This is a genomic window from Agrobacterium sp. 16-2014-1-2a (genome assembly GCF_053522705.1).
Genome location: NZ_JBNWBX010000002.1, coordinates 249,871 through 274,734, shown reverse-complemented (window position 1 = coordinate 274,734; position 24,864 = coordinate 249,871). Strand labels below are relative to the sequence as shown.

Genomic DNA, 24,864 nt, shown 5'->3' with positions numbered 1-24,864 from the left:
GATTGCTAAATCGGCTGACTTACAGCATCGGCAAGTCATGAATGCGATGGCAGCAGCTTGCGGAAATAAACCACCCGTTCGGTCTCCTCAAACCCCAGCGCCGCATACATACGGTGTGAATCGACATTGGCAATATTGGCATCGGAGGCAAGTTCGCTCACACCCTTGCTGATCGCCCAGCGGGTGACCTCGGCGATCAATGCCGCGCCAACGCCCTGACCGCGGAATTCCTCCTCCACATAAACGCCTTCGAGAAACGCAACAGGCGAGGTATTGCATCCGTTGACATAATCCCGCCGGAGGCTGACGTCGGCAAAACCGATGGCCATTCCGACCAGATCATAGGCAATGAAACCGGCGTCGTTGTCGGATAGGTTCTGCAATTCCGCCCTGTGGTCGGCAACAGAGGCATCGGGCCATAAACGGTGGCGCAAAAGGGACCAGTCATCCAGAGATGCTGCGGCGTCCCTGATGGAAAATTGCAGGCTCAAGCGACGACCCCGCAAAACACGTCCAACCCCTCAAGCTTCACGATCCCGGCGTCGAACAAAGGCTCAAAACCCGGCATCGGCAGGATATCCGTGACCTCCATACCCTTCGGGATAGGAAATTCCACCGCCTCACGCGTCAGGTTGAAAACGAACAGCAGTTTTTCGTCACCCTTGTGGCGCGTGAAGGCCAGCACATCGAGATTGGTCTTGATGAAGTCCATATCGCCGTCGCGCAATGCTCCATGGGTTTTGCGGAAGGACAAGACCGCGCGGTAGTGGTTAAGAACCGAGTCCGGCTTGCGCTCCTGCGCATCCGCCGCCTGCATGGCGTGGACATAGGGCACCGGCAGCCACGGCTTTTCCGCGCTTGAAAAACCCGCATTCGGCTTGCCGGTTTCCCACACCATCGGCGTGCGGCACCCGTCACGCCCCTTGAAGGCGGGCCAGAAGCGAATGCCGTAGGGGTCACGCAAATCCTCGAAGGCCAGTTCGGCCTCGGTCAGGCCCAGCTCCTCACCCTGATACAGACATATCGAGCCCCGTAGGCTGGCGAGAACGCAGATGGCGAGCTTCGCAACCCGCGTCTGCTCCTCGGAGCCTTCGGAAAACCGGCTCAGATGGCGCACCACATCGTGGTTGGAAAAAGCCCAGCACACCCAACCATCCGTCACCACCTTGCCAAAGGTCTCGACCGAGCCCCGCAGGTGTTTTGCGCTGAAATCCGGGCCAAGCAGATCGAAGGTATAGCACATGTTGAGTTTGTCGTTGCCGGATGTGTAGGCCGCGACCGTCTTCAGCGAGCGTGCGCCGTCCCCCACCTCGCCCACGGTGGCGCGGCCCTCATATTCATCGAGAAGCGCGCGGAAGCGCTGGAGGAAGGCCACGTTTTCCGGCCTCGTCTTGTCGTAGAGATGATCCTGCATGCCGTAAGGATTGACGTCGGACGCATCGAGACCAAAGCTTTCGTCGTCCAAAAGCGGCGGGTTGTCGCGCAACAGCTTGTCGTGGAAATAGTGATTGACGGTATCGAGACGAAAACCGTCCACGCCGCGATCGAGCCAGAACCGTACGGTTTCCAGAAGCGCATCCTGAACATCCGGATTGTGAAAATTGAGATCCGGCTGCGAGGCGAGAAAGCTGTGCATGTAATATTGCTTGCGCACGCCATCCCATTCCCATGCCGGCCCGCCGAACACGGAAAGCCAGTTGGTGGGCGCCGTGCCATCCGGTTTGGGATTGGCCCAGACATACCAGTCCGCCTTGCTGTTGATGCGGCTTGCACGGCTATCCACGAACCAGGGATGCTTATCGGATGTATGCGAAATCACCTGGTCGATAATGACTTTCAGCCCCAGCCGGTGCGCCTCGGCCATCAATGCATCGAAATCGGCAAGCGTGCCGAACATCGGATCGACATTGCAATAATCGGAAACGTCATAGCCCATATCGGCCATGGGAGAGGTGAAGAAAGGCGAGAGCCAGATGGCATCGACGCCGAGCGAGGCGATGTAGGAAAGCCGCTTCGTCACCCCAGCAAGATCGCCGTAACCGTCCCCGGTCGTGTCCTGAAAGGATCGCGGATATACCTGATAGATCACCGCCCCCTTCCACCAGTCCGATTGCGCTTGGGATTTGTGGACCGGGGCATGGGTTGTCGGCATGAGCGATCTCCTGATGAGGGTTGGTCCGAGAATATAAAGCAGCTGTCCCTGCGTAAACCGGAACTTCGCAAATGCCCAAAATCACCTCGAAGCGGGCTTGTCAGGCACCTCCTGTCGTCGTAATCCCGAAGGTAAAGCAAGTGGAGGATGACGGCGTGGGCGGACGGTTTCTGTCGATTGGCGAATGTATGGTGGAACTGTCGCAGGCCGGAAACGGGCTGCTGCGCAAGGGTTTTGCCGGTGATACCTTCAATACGGCATGGTATGCGCGTGCCTGCCTGCCAGAAGACTGGTCCGTCGATTATTTCACGGCACTCGGCGACGATCCTCTTTCGCAGGACATGCTGGCCTTCATTGCAGATGCCGGTATCGGCACGGAAAAAATCCGCCGCATCAAGGGCGGCACACCCGGCCTTTACCTCATCAACCTCAAGGATGGTGAGCGCACCTTCAGCTATTGGCGCAACGCCGCAGCAGCAAGGCAACTCGCAGCAGATGCGGACCACCTGCGCAAGACGGTGGAAAGCGCCGACGTCATCTATTTTTCCGGTATCACGCTCGCCATTCTCGCCTCGCCGCACGATGTCGATACTTTCCTTGCGGAACTGCGCCGCGCAAAGGCAGCGGGCAAGCCCGTGGTCTTCGACCCGAACATCCGCCCGCGCCTCTGGTCCGACAAGGACACGATGCTGGAGACGATTACCAACGGCGCACGCGCCGCAACGCTGGTAATGCCAAGTTTCGATGACGAAGCCAGCCATTTCGGTGACACATCTGTCGAGGCCACAATCGAGCGTTACCGTGCGCTCGGCGTCGCCAACATCGTCGTCAAGGATGGCGCAAAGGGTGCGACACTCGATTTCAGCGGCGCACGCAGCCACGCTCCGGCGGTAGAAGCCGTGGATGTGGTGGATACGACAAGTGCAGGCGACAGTTTCAACGGCGCGTTTCTCGCCCGATATGTAACCGGCAGTTCGCCGCATGACGCCGCCGTCTTTGCCGCACGGGCAGCGGCAACCGTCATCGGCCATCACGGCGCGCTGATCAGCCCCGAGCTTCTTCCGTTGGTCGGATGATGCAAGACGGAACCGGCTTCCTGATACCTGTGCTTGTCACAGGGATGACCAGGAGCGCGCATTACGGACAGAGCAAGCTTGTGTGTGCAAAGGACACTTCTCTACCCTCATCCGACCTGACATGATCCTGTAACACGCACGCCGCATATACGGGCGGAAGCCGGGTGGTGGGGAATCGCCCGCGCGCAGTCGAGCAGGATCGGTGTTTCATGACGAGAATCACGATTGTCACAGATGCCTGGCACCCGCAGGTCAACGGCGTGGTTCGTTCCATCGAAAATACCAATACGGAACTCGCGCGGCTGGGCGTGGATGTGCACATGGTGACACCGCAGAGTTTCTACAGCATCCCCTGCCCGACCTATCCGGAAATCCGCCTGTCAGTCGCCGGCTATCGCCGTGTCGCGGCGGAGATTGAAAAAAGCCAGCCCTCCTTCGTCCACATCGCCACCGAGGGTCCGCTGGGTTTCATGGCGCGGCGCTGGTGCGTGAAGAACAGGATGCGTTTTTCCACCAGCTATCACACCCGCTTTCCCGAATATGTCGCGGCGCGCTTCCCCGTCCCGGAAAGCTGGCTTTACGCTTTCGTGCGCTGGTTTCACAATGGCGGCAACACCTGCATGGTGGCGACGCCAAGCCTGGAGACCGAGCTTGAGGCCCGCGGGGTTCGCAACTTGAAGCGCTGGAGCCGCGGCATCGATGCCGAACTGTTCCATCCACGTCCGAAAACGTCGCTGCCTTTCGATCTGCCGAGACCGATCTTCATGACGGTCGGTCGTGTGGCGGTGGAAAAGAACCTGCCTGAATTCCTCGACCTCGAGCTGCCCGGATCGAAGGTCGTGATCGGCGACGGCCCGGCCCGCCATGAATTGCAGGAAAAATATCCGGACGTGCTGTTTACCGGCATCAAGACCGGGGAAGAACTCGCGGCTGCCTATGCGCAGGCCGATGTCTTCGTTTTTCCGTCCAAGACCGACACATTCGGCAACACCATTCTGGAAGCGCTGGCGAGCGGTGTGCCGGTGGCCGCCTTCCCCGTTACCGGGCCGATCGATATTCTCGGCGGCAATCCCGGGGCAGGCGCGCTGAATGACAATCTTCGCGACGCGTGTCTTGCAGCGCTCCATTGTTCATCGCAGGAGGCTCTGGCGCTTTCCAAAAGCTACAGCTGGGAAAAGGCATCGCGGCAATTCCTCGACAACGTCATTCACGCCGCCGGAAAATCCCTGCCGCTTTTGTCCCGCTCACGACTTGCCTGACGTGGAGACACATTGATCCCCGACATTTTATCGGGGAACGGTGGACGAAACAAAGCAGGAGTGTCACAAGACGATCTGGACGCGACCGCCGTTATCTTTAGAACGGGGTCGGGCTGCTGATTGACGTCAGGCGGCTGCCGCGAGATCACGCTGGCCGTCCTAATTTCGCAAAGACTTATCCCGTCTCAGATCACCACGCGCCGACGAGCGTCTGGCCGGAAAGCGGCACCGTCCGCGCCTTGCCGTTCCGCTCCGTGACCGAAAGCGACGGGGACATCTGTTTCGGCGACTTGCGGAACCAGTTTGCGGCGACGCTCGCCAGATCGCCGATCATCGCCTGTTTATGCCAGTCGGCAAAACGCCGCGCGGTGGCTTCCGGCTCGGAGCGGTAGAAGAAATCGCCAGAATGATCGAGATCGTTGATGGAAGCCGCCATGGCCGATAGCGGACGCTGAAACATCTTCGGGGGCACGGAAAGTTCGCGTGCGCTCTGCGAAAAAGCGGGCGCCATGAAATCGATAGCCCATCCGTCCGCTTCGACCCAGCAATGGAAATTATCGCCAGCGCCCGTTACGTAACCATCGTCACGATGGTCCGCAAAAAGCATCACCGTTCCGCCCAGATTATAAGCGGCAAGCCCGCCCTTCGGCACAGCTTTCACCTTGTAATGCTGCTGAAGGATGAAGGCGCCGAAGGTGCTGAAATACATGCAGGCCGTAGCCGGGTCGGCATTGTCGTTGACGAGCAGGCTGTTGATGACGCGGTAAATCCGGTGATAGTCGGTCTGCTTGATCAACATGGTTTTTTACTCGCCAGTTTTATGATTATCGGAAGGCAACGGGAGAGACCGGTTCACCGTCGATCTCGATATTGGTGAGACCTCGGCCCCACGCGACGTCATCCTCGGGCTTGTCCCGAGGATCTACCTCCCGAGTCGCAAAATCGAAAGTTTGCAGATTCTCGGGATTAGCGCGAGAATAACGGAGGAGAGGTTTTCAGCAGCCGATTACCGCCTCTTCTTCGCCTTGCTCTCGAATGGATTGTCCGAGCCACGATAATGCACGCGGATCGGCACGCCCGGCATGTCGAAATCCTTGCGCAGACCGTTCACGAGGTAGCGCGTGTAGCTCTCCGGAATGGCTTCCGGTCGGGTGCAGGAAATCATGAAGGCTGGCGGGCGCGCCTTTACCTGCGTCATGTATTTCAGCTTGAGGCGGCGGCCGGAAACGGCCGGCGGCGGATGCTGCGTGGTCTGCGCATCGAGCCAGCGGTTAAGCTTGGCGGTCGAGATGCGGCGGTTCCAGATCTTGTCGGTATCGATGATGTTCTGCATCAACCGGTCAAGGCCATAGCCCGTCTGGCCGGACATCGGCACGGCGCGAATGCCGCGGGCCTGCGGCAGAAGCCGCTCGGTCTTTTCACGCAGATCGGCCAGAAAAGCCTGCGGATCTTCAACCAGATCCCATTTGTTGAAGGCAAGCACGGCGGCGCGGCCTTCGCGGATAACGAGATCGACCAGCTGCAGGTCCTGCTTTTCGAACGGAATGGTGCTGTCGAACACGATCACCACCGTTTCGGCGAAACGAATGGAGCGCAGGGAATCCGCGACCGAGAGCTTCTCCAGCTTCTCCGTCACCCTGGCCTTGCGGCGCATTCCGGCCGTGTCGAACATCTTGATGGTGCGGCCGCGCCAGTCCCACTCGACGGAAATACTGTCGCGGGTAATGCCCGCTTCCGGGCCGGTTAGCAGGCGGTCTTCACCAAGGAAACGGTTGATGAGGGTGGACTTGCCCGCATTCGGTCGGCCGATGATGGCGACACGCAGCGGCTTGGTCTCGTCATAAACAGGCTCTTCTTCTTCCTCTTCCTCGCTGCCGGGCTCAGTGCGCGGAAGAACGATATCGGTCTCCGCCTCATCCACTTCAGGCGGGAAGGCAACGTCTTCGCCGATCGCCTCGACGATGGCGTCGCGCAGGTCGATCATGCCCTGGCCATGTTCGGCCGAGATGGCGCACGGATCGCCAAGACCGAGCGTAAAGGCATCGTAGAAGCCCGCATCGGAACCGCGCGCCTCGGACTTGTTGGCCACCAGAACCACCGGCTTGCCACGACGGCGCAGCATTTCGGCCAGCGTTTCATCGGCGGGCGTCAGGCCTGCCTTGGCGTCAACGACAAAAAGGGTCACATCGGCTTCGTCGATCGCCGCTTCGGTCTGCGCCCACATGCGGCCCTGAAGCGTCTCCGGCCCGGATTGCTCCAGACCGGCGGTATCGATGATGGTGAAACGAAGGTCGACAAGCTTCGCGTCGCCGGGGCGGCGGTCACGGGTCACGCCCGGCGTATCGTCGACAAGCGCCAGCTTCTTTCCGACCAGACGGTTGAAAAGCGTGGACTTGCCGACATTGGGGCGCCCGACTATGGCGACGGTGAAGCTCATTGATCGTTAATCCTTGGAGGTGGGAAAGCCGTGTTAGACAGCTTTGCCCGAAGCAGTGATATTGTCGAGCATGATCTGCGCGCGGTTCGTCACATTGCGTGGCGCCTGCGCGTCGCTGACGATCTGCTCGAACCATTGTTTGGCCTTGGCGAAATCGCCAGCCTTGTAGGCGGCAAGACCAAGGGCTTCGCGAGCCGATGCACGCATGGTCTGGCCTTCGCCGCTCAACGGCTCCGCAAGTGCAACGACCTGATCATACGTGCCGTTGTCAACCAGCAGCCACGCCGCGCGCACCTTCGCCGTATCGCGGAAGACCTGCGGGGCAGACGTGTCGTTGCCGATCGCGGTGAAGGCAGCGATGGCGCCGGCCGCATCGCCCTTCTGCGAAAGCAGCGTCGCAGAACGGAACTTCGCCAGCACCGGATAATTGCCATGACCGGAGGTTTCAAGATCGGCAAAGGCCTTCAGCGCTTCGTCCGTCTTGTTGTCGGAAGCAAGCTTCAGCGCCGCAATGAACTGGTCGCCGGAGTTGGAAGCGCGGCTAGTGTTCCAGTATTCGTAGATGCCGGCACCGGCGGCGCCCACAACCACGAGAACGGCGGCGCCAACGACCACGATACCGTAGCGGCCCCAGAAACGGGAAAGCTGCTCGGAACGGATCTGCTCGTTCACTTCGCGGATAAAGGTATCATTTTCGTTTGCCATCAAATTCTCCGTTACCCGCGCGGAGATCGTCGCCGATCCATCCGTTCGCAGACATACCAAGCCGCTTACCCGGGTCAGCAAAAGTCCGGCCGACGGGTCATGGTCGGCCTTCTAGCCTATTTTGCCTGATATGTAAGGGGGAAACGTTGATTTCCTACATGGCGATGGGCTGAACGCCGATCAACCATTCGTGCAGTTTCAGGATGAAAGCGCCCCAGAGAACGATGCCGCCGACGATGGCCACCAGATCGTAACGGCCCGAGACGAAGGGACGGACCACTTTTTCACCCGCTCTTTCCCGGCGCTTCAGCGAAATCCGCATCACCACACCCCAGGCGAGGAACGATGCAAAGAGAAGAATCGAAGAGGTCTCTCCATTCGCCAGAAGATGGGCGAGCGCCCAGATCTTGACCGCCAGAATGAGCGGATGTTTGGTTCTGGTTGCGATGTGGCCAGCCGGGATGAGGCTGGCGATAAGACAGATCATCGCGGGCAGCATCAGGGTCACGGCGAGGTGGCTCGTCCAGACCGGCGGGTTCCACAGAACGCCGGTTTCCTGTCGCGCCTCGCCAAACGCATAGATGACGAGACCGAGCGTTATGAGGCTTGCGAGAGAATAGACGCCCTTGAACGGTCCTTCTCCCATCTTCGCGATCATCTGCGCGCGAAATCGCGGCGCAAACACCTTCAAAAGATGCGTCAGGAAAAACAAGGCAAGACAGAGTACGAGAAAAAGCATGGAACACGGTCCCCCGGTGGAACGGAATGCGGCCTCATTACCGCGACGCAGAAAAGGAATTAGGCTGAAAGACGTAAAAAAGCCAGTTTATTCAAAGCTTCGCCTTATTCCACCCGCAAAAGGCAGCGGTGTTTCACATGACGGATGCCTGATGTTTCGCCCATTGACTGCTTTTTCCCTGTCGCTATGCCTTGCCCTTCCCGCTTTTGCCGAAAATGCAGAGAAGCCGAAGCAGCTCGTCATCGTTTCTTTCGACGGTGCGGGCGACAATTCGCTGTGGGAAAGAAGTCGGGCGACGGCGAAGGAGGTCGGCGCGCATTTCACCTATTTCCTTGCCTGCACGCTGGTGATGGACCGCAAGACCAGCGCCAAGACCTATCAGGGCCCCGGCCAGAAGGCCGGGCGCTCCAATGTCGGATTTGGCCAGTCGCCGGAAGAGGTGGAGACGCGGCTGCGCAACATCTGGTCGGCCTATCGCGAAGGTCACGAAATCGGCAATCACACCTGTGGGCATTTCGATGGCGGCCAATGGACCGCCGAGCAATGGGACGGCGAGTTTACCACCTTCACCAGCACGCTGGAAAATGCCTGGCAGATGATTGGCAAGAAGGGTGAAGAACCCGAAGGCTGGCGCGACATGGTGAAAAACATCAACGGTTTCCGCGCGCCCTATCTTTCGCAGGGGCCGGCGCTGACCGCAGCCCAGAAGAAACACGGCTTCGTTTATGACGCCACCAGCATCACCAAGGGACCGGAATGGCCGGTGGAGCGCGACGGCATCGAACATTTCGGTCTGCCGCTGGTTCCGGAAGGCCCCGGCAATCGCCCGATCATCGCCATGGACTACAACCTCTTCATCCGCCACTCCATCGGCATCGAGACGCCGGACCGCGCGCAGGAATTCGAGGAACGCGCCTATGCGGCGTTCCGCACCGCTTTCGACAAGCAGTATAATGGCGAACGCATCCCCCTGCAGATGGGCTTCCATTTCGTGAAGATGAATGGCGGCGCCTATTGGAACGCCTATGAGCGGCTGCTGCGCGAAGTCTGCCGCAGCGACGATGTTGCTTGCGTGAGTTACGCCGAGGCCATGCCGATCATCAAGGCGCGCAGGAAGCAGAAGACAGAGGGCTAAGGTCCCCGGATACAATGCAAAAGGGCGGCCAGTCGGCCGCCCTTTTTGTTTTCCGTCAGGGCTTGTTGGCCGCCAGCTCTCCGGCTTCCGCTTCCCGCTGAAGATAACGCTCGTCGATTTCAGGCAGGGGCTTGTCATCGATCGCGGCCTCGAAAGCCACAAGACGTTTGTGGATGGACAGCAGCTCGATGATCGTGGTCCAGGAATTGACCAGATACTGGAACGAATTACTGACCTGACCGAAGGCCGTGGCGATCTGCTGGTAGATACCATAGGTGATCTTGCCCGCCACGATGGTGGGAACAAGCATCAGGAGCAAGAACACGGCATCGGCCTGAATGTAGAAATACCGCGCGACGTTGAAGTAGAGGTAGTGCCAATACATGCGGAAATAGTTTTTCCGCACATTGGAGTAAAGCTCCTTGACAGTCGGCGGCTGGGCGCGGTCGGCGTGATCCTCACCGTAGACCAGTTCCTTGCGATAAGCCGCTTCCACACGCTGGTTGCGGAAATTCAGGCCGGGCAGCTTGATGCCGACCGTCGCCAGAAGCACGGTGCCGAACACGGACCAGACAATCGCCAGCCAGAACAGCGCGTGCGGCACTTCGCCAAGGATCGGCAATTCGGAGACGTAGGACGACAGCGCAAACAGGATCGGCAGAAACACAACAAGCGTCATGACCGAATTGATCAGGGTAATACCCAATCCCTCCAGCGTGGAGGAGAACCGCATCGTATCTTCCTGAACGCGCTGCGAGGCACCTTCGATGTGGCGCAGCTTTTCCCATTTTGACATGTAGAAGTCGTTCATCGCGGTGCGCCAGCGGAAGATATAATGGCTGGTGAAGAAATCCGTGAGGATCGACACAGCCATGCTGAGAAAGGCGATCTTGGCGAAGACAATCTGAAGACTGTAAAAATCCCAGACTTCGATACCCGGCTGTTTTGACAGCGCATTTTGCAGGAGATCGCCGAAAGGCCGCCGGAAATTGTTGATGACGACGGAAATCTGAACGCCGAAATAGGTCACCGCGATAATCAGCAGCGATCCCCATATGGACCAGAACTTCCAGGGGTGATCCTTGGCGAGAACGGTCCAGACAGCCCCGAACAACACCAGGCACAATGCCAGATAGGCGTAGAAGAACAGATTGGCGGGAACCAGAAAATAGCTGAGATCGTAAGGTTCTTGCTCGGGCATCACGTAGCCCCAAGACCTGCCTAGCCCTTCAACGATGAAGTACCATCCAAGAATGGCGACAAAGGCCCAGACGATGGCGGAGGTGAAGAACAATTTCGGTTTGGGAAAGAAAGAATGAAACACGTTTCGAACTCACGCGCGTTTGAAGTCAGCCATTATTGGCGAAGCACTAGATGGCCCGAACCTAGGGCAGAAATTTGTGCACAGCAACGAAGAAGCGACGACCTTAACAAGATGTAAGGCGCAAACGGCGGATCGATCCCGCAAGGAACCCCTGAAATCGCCCCTTGTGAGGCGCGAAATGTCCGGGCGGATTTAGCGCCGCCGCTCCGTGGCGAGAACCGGTAGCATCAGGAGAATGCTGGCGACAAGCACGCCAGAGGCGAGAATACTTGGTGCAGTAAAACTTCCCGTTACCTCGGCAATCCAGCCGGCGGCGAGTGGTCCGACGATCTGTCCGGTACCGAAGGCTGCCGTCATCAGGGCAAAGGCGCGGCGTGGGCTTGGGCCTGCGAATTCCCGGCCGAGCTGAAGGCCATAGGCGGTGATGACCATGAAGGTCAGCCCCAGAAGCAGACCGCCGGCAAGCACGCCCGGAACGGGTGGCAGCATGACGGAAGCGAAGACGCCGACGGCTTCCACAGCAAGCACGATCACGAAAGCGCGCTTCAGCCCTTGCGATTTCAAGACCGGCTTCCAGAGGAAAAGCGAAATGGCGGCGGCACATCCCGTCACGAACCAGGCCAGAAATTCCACGAAAGCGCCGGCAGCAGCCATGCGGGCAATCGCAACAATGAAGGTGGCGGTGATGACGTAACCGAAGCCGAACAGCCCATAGGCGAGCGTCGTCAGAAAAAGCGGCTTCGTCCATTTGAGCGGCGGCTCCGACAGCGCAGAGGCATGCCGGGGTGGCCCGGCGGGCAGCACCCGCCAGACGAGAAGAAACGTAGCGAAGGAAAAGACGGCACCGGCAATCCACTCCTCCCGCCAGGAGGCACCCCCGCCATCAAAGACGACGCCGATGAGATAGACCACAAGCGAGGAAATCGCGATGCCGGCACCGACGCCGCCATAATGCAGCGCCTGAATATGGTCCTTGCCAGCTTTCATGGCGTGGCCGATGACGATCTGCGACGTGAAGATCATGGTCATCGCACTGGCAACGCCGGCGAAAAACCGGATCAGGGTGAAGGCCGCAACGGAGTTGAAGGCTGCCATGGCAAGCAGCAACGCGCCCGTGGAAAACAAGCCGCAAAGGGCGACCAGCCGTTCGCGCCCCGAGCCCCATGAATATGCGGCGAGAACCGCCCCCGCGAGATAACCGGCGAAATTTCCAGCCGCGACGATACCCGCATCCCCCGCCGATAGCGGAACATCAGCCATCATACCGGGAAGAATGGGGGTGAAGGAAAAACGGCCGAAGCCCATGGCGGACGCCATCATCAAGGCGCCGGCGAAACCGAGTGCAGTCAGATGTTTGGGGGAAAGTGGCTTGTCGATGCTCATGTACGGCTTATCGCAACCGCACTGCCACGGAACAAGCGAGTTATTTTGATCGGCAGCATAAGCCGTCTTTATCGGTACGAGATGCAAGGACCTTGTTGCCTGCGCATCCTTATCCACCCTCATTCCTGTGCTTGTCACAGGAATCCAGCCGACGCGCGTCCGCGCGGCGAGAGAAGTCCTTTCAGCCCAAGGACTTGGGCTGGCTGGATCCCTGTGACAGGCACAGGGATGAGGGAGGAGAAAGGTCAACGAATGCGGCAAACGTCGTAATTGGCGCACTCAGCTACGAAACTTGGTGTCTTGTAAAGTGGCGGTCTTCACCCCTCACTCAACCAGCGTCAGCACCAGCGGGCCGTTCTTCGTAGCAACCACGGTATGTTCATACTGCACGGTCGGCGCGCTCGGATCGCTATAGAGCGTCCACGGATCGTCGTCGCCATCTTCGGCCCAATAGGCACCCGTCGACAGGAAGGGTTCAACGGTGAAGACCATGCCCTCCTGCATGATGCGCCGCTCACCCTTGTCCGGCCAGGTCGCCAGTTCCTTCGGCTCCTCATGCAGGGAGCGACCGATGCCGTGGCTCGCCAGATTGGTGATCAGCGTGTAGCGGTTCTTTTTTGCAAAGGAGCCGATGGCATTGCCGATATCGGCAAAGGGCCGACCGGTTTTAACCTGCTGCAAGCCCGTCCACATGGCGCGCTTGCCATCGCGGCACAGCCGCTCGATCTCCTTTTTCACCGGCGGCACGGCGAAAGACGAACCCGTATCGCCGAAGAAACCGCTCTTCACCGCCGAGACATCGATATTGACGAGATCGCCCGCCTTGATGATGCGCGGGCCCGGAATGCCATGCGCAACCTCTTCGTTGACGCTGATGCAGGTCGCGCCGGGAAACTGGTAGCAGAACTCCGGCGCCGATTGCGCGTCGTTATCCTCCAGTACCTTTCGGCCGATCGCATCCAGTTCGGCCGTGGTGATACCAGGTTCCAGCGCATCCGCCATGGTCTGCATGGCCACGGCGCAGATGCGACCGATATCCTTTAGCAAAACCAGTTCTTCGTCGGTGGAGATGACCATGTTTCTGTCCGTCGTTCTAAATGGCGGGTCTGAAGACGCCCGCCTTGGTAATAATCAGGCCGTGGCTTTCACCGGATCGGCACTCCCCGTCAATTCTTTTCTGACAACAGGCGCGACTTTCGTACCATAAAGCTCGATGCCGCGCATGATCTGGTCATGCGGCATCAGGCCGATTGCCATCTGCAACAGGAAACGGTCGTTCTTGAAAACGCCGTGCGCCTTGATGATCTTTTCCGCCACCAGCTCAGGTTCGCCAAGGAAGAGGTTGCCCTCCGGCCCACGCGCCGCATCGAAATGCGCGCGGTTTGTCGGACCCCAGCCGCGCTCGCGGCCGATGCGGTTCATCACCTCTGCCTGCGGTCCGTAAAACTGGTCCGCCGCCTTATCGGTGGTGTCGGCAATGAAGCCGTGCACGTTGATGCTGGTGCGCAGCCTGGTCTTTTCCTGCCCCGCCCGGCGTGCAGCTTCGTGATAGAGATCGAACAGCGGCGCGAAACGGCGATATTCGCCGCCGATGATGGCAAGCGCCACCGGCAGCCCCATGGCGCCGGCCCGCGCCACCGATTGCGGCGTGCCGCCAACCGCGATCCAGACCGGCAGATGCTCCTGAAGAGGACGCGGATAGACCCCGCGCCCATTGATGGCCGGATGTTTGGTGCCGGACCAAGTGACGATTTCGTTCTCGCGCAGCGCCAAGAGCAGGTCGAGCTTTTCCGCAAACAGCACGTCATAGTCTTCGAGGTCGTAACCGAACAGGGGGTAAGATTCGATGAAGGAACCGCGCCCGGCCATGATTTCGGCACGGCCGTTCGACAGGAGATCGACGGTGGAGAATTGCTGGAAGACCCGGACCGGATCATCCGAACTCAGAACCGAGACAGCGCTCGTCAGGCGGATATTCTTCGTCTTCACCGCCGCCGCCGCAAGCACGGTGGAGGGTGAGGACGCGACATAGTCCGGGCGGTGATGTTCACCCAGCCCAAACACATCCAGTCCGACCTGATCGGCAAGCTCGATTTCCTCAAGCAGTTCGCGCAGCCGGCGCGCACCTTCCGGCCCACGGCCATCGGCGGGGTTGGGATTGACATCCGCAAAAGTGTAAAGACCGAGTTCCATAGACGATACCTCTGTTTGATTGTCTGAGAGATAGGCACGGACGGCCCTTCAGACAAATGCAAAATCTGGCGTAAAATCTGGATGCTTAGCTTCGAAAAAGTGGATGGGCGCCGGCGCATTATGCCCCATGCCGGCCTCCCCCGAAATCGCGCCCGAAATCGCGATTGCCAGCCCGCCCCCTTTGGGCATAACCTGCTTAAATATGTGCGAAGTAATGCAAAAAGGGGAAAGCATGCATCGGACAGTTATCGTGACAGGCTCCACAAGTGGCATCGGCCTTGGCATCGCACAGAGATTTGCGAGGGAGGGCGCGAATATCGTGCTGAATGGCTTCGGCGACGAAGACGAAATTGAAAAACTCCGCCTCTTGCTGGAAGCCGAAAGTGGCGGGCGTGTGCTCTACCACCCGGCAGATATGACGAAACCGGACGAGATTGCCGATCTCATCAATTCCGCGCATGAAAAGCTTGGTTCGGTCGATGTGCTCGTCAACAATGCCGGCATTCAGCACATCGCTCCGATCGAGGAGTTTCCGACGGAAAAGTGGGACTGGATCATCGCCATCAATCTGACCAGTTCCTTCCATACAATGCGCGTTGCGATACCGCTGATGAAGAAGGCCGGCAAAGGCCGTATCATCAACATTGCCTCTGCCCACGGTCTCGTCGCCTCGCCGTTCAAATCGGCCTATGTGGCAGCCAAGCACGGCATCATGGGCCTGACGAAGACGGCGGCGCTCGAGCTTGCGCAGACGGGCGTCACCGTCAACGCCATCTGTCCCGGTTATGTGCTGACGCCGCTCGTCGAAAAGCAGATACCGGAAATGGCCAAGGTGCGCGGCATCAGCGAAGAGGCGGTGAAGAACGACGTGATGCTGGAATTGCAGGCGACAAAGCAATTCGTCACCATCGATGACGTGGCGGCAGCGGCGCTGTTTCTGGCAAGCGATGCCGCCAGCAACATTACCGGCACGCATATTTCCGTCGATGGCGGCTGGACAGCGCAATAATCGACGACATCTCTTTCCGTTTTGGAAACAATGAATTGCCAAAACGGAAATCGATATGCGCGCGCGGGCGTGCATAGTTAGCAGATTGGGAACCGGCTCAACCGGACAAAAAGCAAGGCAGTGCATGAACGACGCGATCAGCTTCATCCTCAACAGCGAAACCATTTCGCTTAAGGGTTTCGGACCAACAGACACGCTTCTCGATTATCTCCGCCTTCAAAGACGGCTGACCGGGACGAAAGAAGGCTGTGCTGAAGGTGACTGCGGCGCCTGCACGGTGTTGGTCGGGCGGCTTGTTGATGGCTCGCTGCGTTATGAAGGCGTCAATGCCTGCATCCGCTTTTTGGGCTCGCTGCATGCAACCCATATCGTGACGGTGGAGCATCTGGCCGGCCGCGATGGCACGCTTCACCCCGTGCAGCAGGCAATGGTAGATTTCCACGGTTCCCAATGCGGTTTCTGCACGCCGGGCTTCATCATGTCGCTCTACGGCCTGTGGCTTGCCAGCGAAAACCCGTCCCGCGCCGATATTGAAAAGGCGCTGCAAGGCAATCTCTGTCGATGCACGGGTTACGAGCCGATTGTGCGGGCTGCCGAAAAGATTGCAGCCGCCCGCCCGAGTGCGCTGTTCGACCCGCTGCAACGCGACCGCACCGATATCATGGCAAGGCTCTGGGCGATCCGCGCCAATGAGACCATCACGGTCACCCGCGGCGAGGATCGGACCATCATCCCGGCAACGCTTGCTGAATTGACCGATATCTATGCCGCCGAGCCGAAGGCTACCATCGTTGCCGGTTCCACCGATGTCGGCCTGTGGGTGACAAAGCAGATGCGGGCGCTTAACCCTGTAATCTTCATCAACAACCTCGGCGATCTGCAGGGTATTGCCGTGGATGAGAACGGCGTGACGCTCGGTGCCGGTGTCACCTACAGCCAGGCCTTCAAGACCATTGCAGAACATTTCCCGCCGCTTGCCCGGCTGTTCGATCGTCTTGGCGGCGAACAGGTACGCAATATGGGAACCATCGGCGGCAACATCGCCAACGGTTCGCCCATCGGCGACACGCCCCCGGCCCTGATCGCGCTCGGCGCCACGCTCACCTTGCGCTCGTCTTCCGGCAGCCGCACCTTGCCGCTGGAAAGCTACTTCATCGACTATGGCAAACAGGACCGGCTGAGCGGCGAATTCGTCGAAAAGCTTTTCATTCCGTTCCAGACGCCGGGAAGTCACTACGCCGTCTACAAGATTTCCAAGCGCCGGGACGAGGATATCTCCGCGCTCTGCGCCGCCTTCAATCTGACGCTCGATGCCGATGGCACGGTTGAAGACATCCGCGTCGCCTTTGGCGGTATGGCCGGCACGCCGAAACGCGCCGCGCATCTTGAGGCGGCACTTCTCGGCAAGCCCTGGTCTCAGGAAACGATCGATGCGGCACGCGATGCGCTGGACGATGATTTCACCCCGCTAACCGACTGGCGCGCCACCGCCGAATATCGGCAACTGACGGCCAAGAATTTGCTGACACGGTTTTTCCTCGAGACATCAGGGGAAAAGCAGGAACTTGCCCGCTTCTCGCTGGAGGAGGCTTGAACCATGGACACGACAAGCTTCGATAAGACCAAGACCGAAATCGACGGCCCTGTACACGCCTCGCTCAGGCACGATTCCGCCCATAAACATGTGACGGGCAGCGCCGAATATATCGACGATATTCCCGAACCCGCCGGCCTCGTTCACGGTGCGCTTGGCCTTTCCGACCGGGCCCATGCCGAAATCGTCTCGATGGACCTTTCGGAAGTGGAAGCTGCGCCGGGCGTGTTATGGGTGATGACAGGCAAAGACGTGCCCGGCGAAAACGACGTCTCCTCCGGCGGGCGTCATGACGAGCCGCTGCTGGCCGAAACGAAGGTTGAATTTCACGGCCAGCCGATCTTCGCGGTCTTCGCTGAAAGCCGCGATATTGCCCGCAAGGCCGCCCGCAAGGCGAAAATCGTCTACAAGGACCTGCCGCATTTCACCGATATCGACACGGCGATTGAAAACGGCGGTGCGCTCGTCATCGATCCGATGACGCTGAAGCGTGGCGATGCGAAGCTCGAAATGGACGTGGCACCCCGCCGCCTGACCGGCACGATGCGGATCGGCGGGCAGGAGCATTTTTATCTTGAAAGCCACATCGCCATGGCCGTGCCGGGCGAGGACGATGAGGTGACGCTGTGGAGCTCCACCCAGCATCCGAGCGAAATCCAGCACATTGTCAGCCACATCCTTCAGGTGCCATCCAATGCCGTCACGGTGCAGGTGCGGCGCATGGGCGGCGGTTTCGGCGGCAAGGAAACGCAAGGCAACCAGTTCGCAGCTCTTTGCGCCATTGCCGCCAAGAAGCTGAACCGGGCCGTGAAAATCCGCCCCGACCGCGACGAAGACATGACCGCCACCGGCAAACGCCACGATTTCCGCGTCGATTACGAGCTAGGCTTCGATGAGGAAGGCCGCATCCACGCCGTCGACGCCACCTATGCGGCCCGCTGCGGTTTTTCCTCTGACCTTTCCGGCCCGGTCACCGACCGCGCGCTCTTCCATGCGGATTCCAGCTATTTCTACCCGCATGTGCACCTCACCTCGCGGCCGTTGAAAACCCACACCGTCTCCAACACCGCTTTTCGCGGTTTCGGCGGCCCGCAGGGCATGCTGGGGGCTGAGCGGTTCATCGAGGAGATCGCCTATGCCGTCGGCAAGGACCCGCTCGATGTCCGCAAGCTCAATTTCTACGGCGAGACCGGTTCGGGCCGCACCACAACCCCCTATCATCAGGAGGTCGAGGATAACATCATCGCCCGCGTCGTCGAGGAACTGGAAGCATCCAGCGAATACCGCGCGCGCAGGCAGGCAATTGTCGAGTTCAACAAGACCAGCCCGATCATCCGCAAGGGCATTGCGCTCACCCCTGTCAAATTCGGCATCTCCTTCACCATGACCGCCTTCAATCAGGCGGGCGCGCTGGTGCATATCTATAATGACGGTTCGATCCACCTGAACCATGGCGGCACCGAAATGGGCCAGGGCCTCTACACCAAGGTGGCGCAGGTGGTGGCCGATGCCTTCCAGGTGGATATTGGCCGGGTGAAAATCACCGCCACGACCACGGGCAAGGTGCCCAATACGTCGGCCACGGCCGCCTCGTCCGGTACGGACCTCAATGGCATGGCGGCCTATGACGCTGCCCGCCAGATCCGTGAAAGGCTTATCAAATTCGCTGCCGAGAACTGGAACGTGCCGGAAGAAGAGGTTGTCTTCCTGCCAAACCGGGTGCGCATCGGGCTTGAGGAAATCGCCTTCAACGATTTCATCAAACGAGCCTATTTCGCCCGCGTCCAGCTTTCCGCCGCCGGTTTTTACAAGACGCCAAAAATCCATTGGGATCGTGCCGCAGGCCGCGGCACGCCGTTTTATTATTTCGCCTATGGCGCGGCCTGTTCGGAAGTGTCGATCGATACACTGACCGGCGAATACATGATGGACCGCACCGATATTCTCCACGATGTCGGCAAGTCGCTAAACCCGGCCATCGATATCGGGCAGGTGGAAGGCGCCTTCGTCCAGGGCATGGGCTGGTTGACGACGGAGGAATTATGGTGGGACGGCAAGGGGCGGCTGCGCACCCACGCTCCCTCCACCTACAAGATCCCGCTTGCCTCCGACCGGCCGAAGATTTTCAACGTTCAACTGGCGGAATGGTCGGAAAACGCCGAGCCCACCATCGGCCGCTCCAAGGCCGTGGGCGAACCGCCTTTCATGCTGGCGATCTCGGTTCTCGAAGCACTCTCCATGGCCGTCGCGTCCATCGCCGACTACAAGGTCTGCCCACGCCTCGATGCGCCGGCAACGCCCGAGCGGGTGCTGATGGCGGTGGAACGGTTGAAGAAGGTGTGAGGGGAGACATAATGACGTCCCTCTCCCGCTTCCTCGCCAGCTCCGGACCTGCAATCCTCGTGGAAATCGAGGCCGTGAAAGGGTCATCGCCGCGCGAGGCGGGAACCTTCATGCTGGTAAGCCGGAAGGCGCTGTGGGAGACCATCGGCGGCGGGCAGTTCGAATATATGGCGATAGACCATGCCCGTGCCATGTTGAAGAACGGTACGATCGAAGACGGCATGGATATTCCGCTCGGCCCCGAAATCGGCCAATGCTGCGGCGGCCGCACCCTGCTCCGCTTCCGGCTGGTAACGGCGGACATCGCGGCAGCACTCGAGGTAAGGCTTAAGGCTGAAACCGAGCAGCAGCCGGCCGTCTTCATTTTCGGGGCGGGCCATGTCGGCAAGGCGCTGACAGATGCTCTGTCGCTTCTGCCTTTGACACTGACCGTGGTGGAAACCCGTGAAAACGAGTTGCGCGATCTTTCAGCCGGTGTCGTATCCGTGCTGACCCCCATGCCGGAAGCGCTGATCGCGAAAATTCCCGCAAACGGCGCTGCGATCATCGTCACCCACGATCACGCACTCGATTTCCTGATTGCAAAGGAAGCGCTTGCCCGCGACGATCTCGCTTATGTTGGCATGATCGGCTCGAAAACCAAACGCGCCACCTTCGCCCATTGGCTTGAGCGGGAGGGAGAGCCCCCTTCCCGCCTTCAAAAACTCATCCTGCCGATCGGTGGAAGTAGCGTCAGGGACAAGCGCCCCGCCGTCATAGCGGCCCTTGTGGCAGCCGAGTTGCTGCAAGCATTTTCCGCTGCCGAAACCCGTCGCACCGAAAATCAGCGCGGCCATCCTCAAGACCAAGATCACGCCTGATCCCGTCGGGCAGGCTTTCATCTACCAGATTATCCGGTCGAAGGATTTCAAGGGAAAACCGTTCCGCGGTCCGCAGACCCGCGCGCAGGCGGGACCACGCGCGCAAGAGTGCTGTGCGCATGTTCGTCTCCATTTAAAAAATGTCAGAAGCTCAGTTGATGAATTGAGCTAAAAATGCTCTGTTTTCCGGATAAAAACCAATGAAACCTTTGGCAGTTGGCATAAAGAGAACTTATCCATGAAAATGTCCCGCCAGTTCCCTCTGAACGCCCTGCGCGTGTTCGAAGCCGCCGCCCGGCATCTCAGCTTCACCAAGGCCGGTGAGGAACTGGGTATGACGCAGACGGCGGTCAGCTATCAGGTGAAACTGCTGGAAGAAAATGTTGGCGAGCCGCTTTTCATCAGAAAGGCGCGGCAGGTTGTGTTGACCGAGGCCGGGCAGAAACTGGCGCCGAAAGTTGCGGAAGCCTTCAACACTTTACGGGAGGCCGTCGACAATGTCCGTGACACCTCTGACACCACCCTGACCATTCACTCCACCGCTACTTTCGCATCGCGCTGGCTTTCGCGGCATCTGGGAGCTTTCCAGCTTGAACATCCCTCGATCGCCGTGCGGCTCGACACATCAAGCGCATTGATCGATTTTACGCAGTCCGATTGCGATGTCGCCATCCGCTGGAGCAGCGACGATGGCAAAGGACTGATCTATCATCAGTTGCTGCGGGGCGTTTACACGCCGATGCTGCATCCGAACCTTGCCGAAAGCATCGGTGGATTGAAAAAGCCGGAGGATCTTCTGCGCCTGCGCATCATCGATCCGGGTGACATCTGGTGGAGCCAATGGTTCCGGGAAGTCGGCATCGAAAATCCGGGCCTCGACCGTTATCCGCGCAGCCGCCTCAGCGTGCAGGCTTTCGAAGCCGCAGCGGCAATTGCCAGCCAGGGGGTAGCCATGCTCACCCCTGAACTTTATGCGGACGAGATTGCCCTCGGCCGCCTTTATCAGCCCTTCGAGCACCTCAGCAACGAAGGTAAGAACTACTGGCTCGTCTACCCTGAAAACCGCAGGAACATTCGCAAGATAAGGCTGTTTCGCGACTGGATACTGAAGCGGATCGACGAAAACCGGCCGCAAACATCTCAATACCCCATATCAGGCGCATAAAAGCAGCGCGGCGTGTCCTCGTCCGGGAACAGACAGAGATGATATTCTCCATCCTCGGATCGTCTTGCCTCACGCTGCGACCAGCTGAAGACATGGCGCCGCGTCACCAGACGATGATCGCCGGGCGCAAGCGAGACCTCGTAACCATCCTGCGTGACACGAACACTTCGCGTAGGGATCATCTGGCAATCGCCGGTTTCGGCGTCGCCATTGCAGCAGTAGCTTTCATATTTGAACCCCTTGTGGGATTCATGCGCAAGCGCCGTGGCGTTAAACGCCATCAGCAGGAAAAGAACTGTCAGAACAAGGCGCATCGGCACGGTCTCCGTTGAAAACAACGGCGGCTGCCGGAAGGTCATTGCGTCACTTCATTCAAAATCCAAGCATCAACGCATACCCGGACGCAACGGCACCGGGAACTGCAACACCTGCCCCTGATCTGCCCCCCGCCCCCAGGGTTCGCAGCACCCGCTTTCGGAATGAACCGCCAGCGAAAAACATGTCATTGAAGCCCTGCGCCTCTGACCGAAAACCGGAAAGAACATGCGCAACATAAATGTGTCAGAGTGCCCTTCGAAGCGTCCTTTCGGACGCAGGTCGCTCCAAGGCCCCGCAGCCCAATAGTTTTGCACATCAGCAGACTGCTCAGCGGATAATAGCTGAGTCGCGTTAGCCAGCTAAGCACAAACTCAGCGGCAGAACGGCTCCTTGACGATTGGACGGGGCCGGAAGCGGGGCGTCGCCGCGCCTGCGCCAAAGTTGTGGACACGAGCGTACGGGATTGTGAACAATCATGGTGCGGTGTTTGCTTTTCCCTTTCCTAACGGTCAAATTTCTCGCAAGGTGCGCTGCACAAGGATCAGGGGAACCGAATGTACGAATATGCCATTGCGTGGGAATGGATGGCCTTTGCCGTCCGCTGGCTCCACGTCATCACCGCCATCGCCTGGATCGGCTCGTCCTTCTATTTCATCGCGCTCGATCTTGGGCTGGTCAAACGGCCGCATCTGCCGCCGGGGGCCTATGGCGAGGAGTGGCAGGTGCATGGCGGCGGCTTTTACCACATCCAGAAATATCTGGTCGCCCCGGCCCAGATGCCCGAACACCTGACATGGTTCAAATGGGAAAGCTACATCACCTGGCTGTCCGGCTTCGCCATGCTGTGCATCGTTTATTACGGCGGCGCCGACCTTTTCCTCATCGACCATTCGGTGCTGGCGCTCACCCAGTTCCAGGCCATCTGTCTGTCGCTGGCATCGCTTGCTGTTGGCTGGCTGTTTTACGATTTCCTCTGCAAATCGCCGCTTGGCAACAACACCTGGGGCCTGATGGTGGTGCTTTACGTCGCGCTGGTGGCGATGGCGTGGGGCTATACGCAGGTCTTCACCGGCCGCGCCGCCTTCCTGCATCTCGGCGCTTTTACCGCCACCATCATGTCGGCGAATGTGTTCTTCATCATCATTCCCAATCAGAAGATCGTGGTTGCCGACCTGATCGCCGGGCGCACGCCGGACCCGAAATATGGCCGCATCGCCAAACAGCGCTCATTGCACAACAACTACCTGACGCTGCCCGTCATCTTCTTCATGCTGTCGAACCATTATCCGCTGGCCTTTGCGACCGAGTTCAACTGGATCATCGCAGCACTTGTCTTCCTGATGGGCGTCACCATTCGCCACTGGTTCAACACCACCCATGCCCGCAAGGGCAAGCCGACATGGACCTGGCTGCTGACCGCGCTCATCTTCATCGTCATCATGTGGCTTTCCACCGTGCCGAAGGTGCTGACTGGCGAAGAAGAACAGAAGGCGGCAACGCTTTCGCCGATGCAGCAGCAATTCGTCAGCGACGCCCATTTCGCGAGCGCCCGTGATGTCGTTCAGGGCCGCTGTTCCATGTGCCACGCCGCCGAGCCGGTGTGGGAAGGCGTGCCCTTCACGCCGAAATCGGTGAAGCTCGAAACCGACGCGCAGATCGCCGCACACGCCCGCGAAATCTATTTGCAAGCCGGCCGCAGCCATGCCATGCCTCCCGGCAACATCACCGCCATCACCCCGCAGGAGCGCAAAGTGCTGACCGCATGGTATGAAAGCGCCGTTTCTGCGGGCAAAGACGCCAAGGAAAAAACCGAATGAGCATGGTTCTGCTGCGTGGCCGCCTGTTAAGCTTCCGCCGCGCGCCGCTCGCAATCGACGATACGCAAAGCTATCTCTACATCGAGGATGGCGGCCTGCTTATCGAAAACGGCAAGATCGCCGCCATTGGCGACTATGCCGATATTCGCAAGCAGGCACCTGATGACATCGAGGAGAAGGACCACCGCCCTCATCTCATCGTGCCGGGCTTGATCGACATGCACCTGCATTTCCCGCAGATGCAGGTCATCGGCTCCTATGCCGCGAACCTTCTGGAATGGCTGAATACCTATACTTTCCCGGAAGAATGCCGTTTCGTCGAAAGCGTGCATGCCCAGCGCATCGCCACACATTTTTACGATGAGCTTCTGCGCCACGGCACCACCACGGCTGTCGCCTATTGCTCCGTGCACAAGACCTCAGCCGATGCGTTTTTCACTGAGGCCCTGAAGCGCGGCATGCTGATGGTGGGCGGCAAGGTGATGATGGATCGCAACGCCCCGCAGGGCCTGCTGGACACGCCGGAAACCTCCTATGACGAGACCCGGGCCGTCATCGCCGACTGGCACGGCAAGGGCCGCAACCACGTCGCCATCACGCCTCGCTTCGCCATCACCTCCACGCCGAAACAGATGGAAGCAGCCCAGGCGCTGGCGCGGGAATTTCCCGATCTCTTCATCCAGACGCATCTTTCCGAAAATCTGGACGAGATCAAATATACCTGCGAGCTTTACCCGGAAGCGACCGATTACACCGACATCTATGTGCGTTACGGCCTGATGGGCAACAAGACCCTGCTCGGCCACGCCATCCACCTCTCGGAACGTGAGGCGGACGTGCTGTCGGAAACCGGTGCAGTCGCCGTGCATTGCCCCACATCGAACCTCTTCATCGGCTCCGGCCTCTTCCCGATGAAAAAGCTGCAACGGCGCGAAAAGCCTGTTCGTATTGCGGTTGCTACCGATATCGGCGGCGGATCGAGCTATTCCATGCTGCGCACCATGGATGAGGCCTACAAGATCCAGCAATTGCTGGGCGAGCGTTTGAACCCGCTGGAAAGCTGGTATCTGATGACGCGCGGTAATGCCGAAGCGCTTTCCATGGTCGACCGCATCGGCACGCTGGACGCCGGCACGGATGCCGACATCACGGTTCTCAACGCCTCTTCCACGCCCGCCATGGCGCTTAAGATGGAAGTGGTGAAAAGCCTGACCGAAGAACTGTTCCTGATGCTGACCATGGGCGACGACCGCACAGTCGTCGAGACCTACGTCACCGGCAAGGCGATGAAAAGCGCGCTTGCATAGTTCGGTTTAGGCCGAAACATCAGGTCGTGGCCTCATCTATATCAGTAC

21 protein-coding genes are annotated in these 24,864 nt (G+C 59.2%); 10 read left to right on the top strand and 11 right to left on the bottom strand.

Going from position 1 to position 24,864, the window contains the following annotated elements; translation table 11 throughout:
* Positions 1-35: 35 nt before the first annotated feature.
* Both aac(6') and bglA read right to left on the bottom strand, forming a co-directional pair.
* A complete protein-coding gene (aac(6'), locus tag ACQZ45_RS10180; RefSeq protein WP_113292395.1) occupies positions 36-491 on the bottom strand; it encodes an aminoglycoside 6'-N-acetyltransferase in 456 nt (151 codons plus the stop codon).
* Positions 488-2,152 (bottom strand): beta-galactosidase BglA, encoded by a 1,665-nt coding sequence (bglA, locus tag ACQZ45_RS10175; RefSeq protein WP_003513623.1) that lies wholly within the window; start codon positions 2,150-2,152, stop codon positions 488-490. The genes aac(6') and bglA overlap by 4 nt, the downstream gene beginning before the upstream one ends.
* Before the next feature lie 155 nt (positions 2,153-2,307).
* Between bglA and ACQZ45_RS10170 the strand changes: the two genes are divergently transcribed.
* Both ACQZ45_RS10170 and ACQZ45_RS10165 read left to right on the top strand, forming a co-directional pair.
* Positions 2,308-3,228 carry a sugar kinase gene (locus ACQZ45_RS10170; protein ID WP_003513625.1) on the top strand — a complete coding sequence of 307 codons (921 nt, stop codon included), beginning with the start codon at positions 2,308-2,310 and terminating at the stop codon, positions 3,226-3,228.
* Between the two features lie 209 nt (positions 3,229-3,437).
* Positions 3,438-4,487: a bifunctional monoglucosyl/glucuronosyl diacylglycerol synthase gene (locus ACQZ45_RS10165; RefSeq protein WP_003513627.1), complete on the top strand. Its 1,050-nt coding sequence runs from the start codon at positions 3,438-3,440 to the stop codon at positions 4,485-4,487.
* A gap of 190 nt (positions 4,488-4,677) precedes the next feature.
* Here the strand turns inward: ACQZ45_RS10165 and ACQZ45_RS10160 are convergent, their stop codons facing one another.
* From ACQZ45_RS10160 to ACQZ45_RS10145, 4 genes are all read right to left on the bottom strand, one after another.
* Complete coding sequence (locus ACQZ45_RS10160) at positions 4,678-5,286, bottom strand: DUF2026 family protein (RefSeq protein ID WP_113292394.1); 609 nt, start codon at positions 5,284-5,286, stop codon at positions 4,678-4,680.
* A 207-nt stretch (positions 5,287-5,493) separates the two neighbouring features.
* Entirely contained in the window at positions 5,494-6,924 is a 1,431-nt protein-coding gene (gene der / locus ACQZ45_RS10155; protein WP_003513631.1) for a ribosome biogenesis GTPase Der, read from the bottom strand.
* Between the two features lie 33 nt (positions 6,925-6,957).
* On the bottom strand, positions 6,958-7,629 hold the full coding sequence (locus ACQZ45_RS10150) for a tetratricopeptide repeat protein (protein WP_003513632.1): 672 nt from the start codon (positions 7,627-7,629) through the stop codon (positions 6,958-6,960).
* A gap of 154 nt (positions 7,630-7,783) precedes the next feature.
* A complete protein-coding gene (locus ACQZ45_RS10145; protein ID WP_003513633.1) occupies positions 7,784-8,368 on the bottom strand; it encodes an NnrU family protein in 585 nt (194 codons plus the stop codon).
* Positions 8,369-8,519: 151 nt separating this feature from the next.
* Between ACQZ45_RS10145 and ACQZ45_RS10140 the strand changes: the two genes are divergently transcribed.
* On the top strand, positions 8,520-9,503 hold the full coding sequence (locus ACQZ45_RS10140) for a polysaccharide deacetylase family protein (RefSeq protein ID WP_003513634.1): 984 nt from the start codon (positions 8,520-8,522) through the stop codon (positions 9,501-9,503).
* Positions 9,504-9,558: 55 nt separating this feature from the next.
* On the opposite strand, the gene sbmA is transcribed toward ACQZ45_RS10140, so the two are convergent.
* From sbmA to ACQZ45_RS10120, 4 genes are all read right to left on the bottom strand, one after another.
* Entirely contained in the window at positions 9,559-10,827 is a 1,269-nt protein-coding gene (gene sbmA, locus ACQZ45_RS10135; protein ID WP_003513636.1) for a peptide antibiotic transporter SbmA, read from the bottom strand.
* Between the two features lie 192 nt (positions 10,828-11,019).
* Positions 11,020-12,210, bottom strand: coding sequence for an MFS transporter (locus ACQZ45_RS10130; RefSeq protein ID WP_111796039.1), 1,191 nt, complete (start codon positions 12,208-12,210; stop codon positions 11,020-11,022).
* Positions 12,211-12,534: 324 nt separating this feature from the next.
* The gene (map, locus tag ACQZ45_RS10125) at positions 12,535-13,287 is read right to left on the bottom strand and encodes a type I methionyl aminopeptidase (RefSeq protein ID WP_003513640.1); all 753 of its coding nucleotides are present in this window, start codon (positions 13,285-13,287) and stop codon (positions 12,535-12,537) included.
* A 54-nt stretch (positions 13,288-13,341) separates the two neighbouring features.
* Positions 13,342-14,403: an LLM class flavin-dependent oxidoreductase gene (locus ACQZ45_RS10120; protein ID WP_111790652.1), complete on the bottom strand. Its 1,062-nt coding sequence runs from the start codon at positions 14,401-14,403 to the stop codon at positions 13,342-13,344.
* Between the two features lie 232 nt (positions 14,404-14,635).
* On the opposite strand from ACQZ45_RS10120, the gene ACQZ45_RS10115 reads away from it, so the two are divergent.
* From ACQZ45_RS10115 to ACQZ45_RS10095, 5 genes are all read left to right on the top strand, one after another.
* Positions 14,636-15,412 (top strand): 3-hydroxybutyrate dehydrogenase, encoded by a 777-nt coding sequence (locus tag ACQZ45_RS10115; protein ID WP_025594214.1) that lies wholly within the window; start codon positions 14,636-14,638, stop codon positions 15,410-15,412.
* A gap of 124 nt (positions 15,413-15,536) precedes the next feature.
* Positions 15,537-17,006, top strand: a complete 1,470-nt coding sequence (xdhA, locus tag ACQZ45_RS10110; RefSeq protein WP_333703818.1) for a xanthine dehydrogenase small subunit — start codon at positions 15,537-15,539, stop codon at positions 17,004-17,006.
* A 3-nt stretch (positions 17,007-17,009) separates the two neighbouring features.
* Positions 17,010-19,349, top strand: a complete 2,340-nt coding sequence (gene xdhB, locus ACQZ45_RS10105) for a xanthine dehydrogenase molybdopterin binding subunit (RefSeq protein ID WP_013636653.1) — start codon at positions 17,010-17,012, stop codon at positions 19,347-19,349.
* 11 nt (positions 19,350-19,360) lie between these two features.
* Positions 19,361-20,209 carry a xanthine dehydrogenase accessory protein XdhC gene (gene xdhC / locus ACQZ45_RS10100; RefSeq protein ID WP_013636654.1) on the top strand — a complete coding sequence of 283 codons (849 nt, stop codon included), beginning with the start codon at positions 19,361-19,363 and terminating at the stop codon, positions 20,207-20,209.
* A gap of 238 nt (positions 20,210-20,447) precedes the next feature.
* On the top strand, positions 20,448-21,374 hold the full coding sequence (locus tag ACQZ45_RS10095; RefSeq protein ID WP_003513655.1) for a LysR substrate-binding domain-containing protein: 927 nt from the start codon (positions 20,448-20,450) through the stop codon (positions 21,372-21,374).
* On the opposite strand, the gene ACQZ45_RS10090 is transcribed toward ACQZ45_RS10095, so the two are convergent.
* Entirely contained in the window at positions 21,350-21,688 is a 339-nt protein-coding gene (locus ACQZ45_RS10090; RefSeq protein ID WP_003513656.1) for a hypothetical protein, read from the bottom strand. The genes ACQZ45_RS10095 and ACQZ45_RS10090 overlap by 25 nt on opposite strands.
* A 558-nt stretch (positions 21,689-22,246) precedes the next feature.
* Here ACQZ45_RS10090 and puuD point away from each other — a divergent pair.
* Together puuD and guaD are read left to right on the top strand one after the other, a co-directional pair.
* The gene (gene puuD / locus ACQZ45_RS10085; RefSeq protein ID WP_003513658.1) at positions 22,247-23,509 is read left to right on the top strand and encodes a urate hydroxylase PuuD; all 1,263 of its coding nucleotides are present in this window, start codon (positions 22,247-22,249) and stop codon (positions 23,507-23,509) included.
* Positions 23,506-24,816, top strand: a complete 1,311-nt coding sequence (gene guaD, locus ACQZ45_RS10080; RefSeq protein ID WP_003513659.1) for a guanine deaminase — start codon at positions 23,506-23,508, stop codon at positions 24,814-24,816. The genes puuD and guaD overlap by 4 nt, the downstream gene beginning before the upstream one ends.
* Positions 24,817-24,864 lie beyond the last annotated feature (48 nt).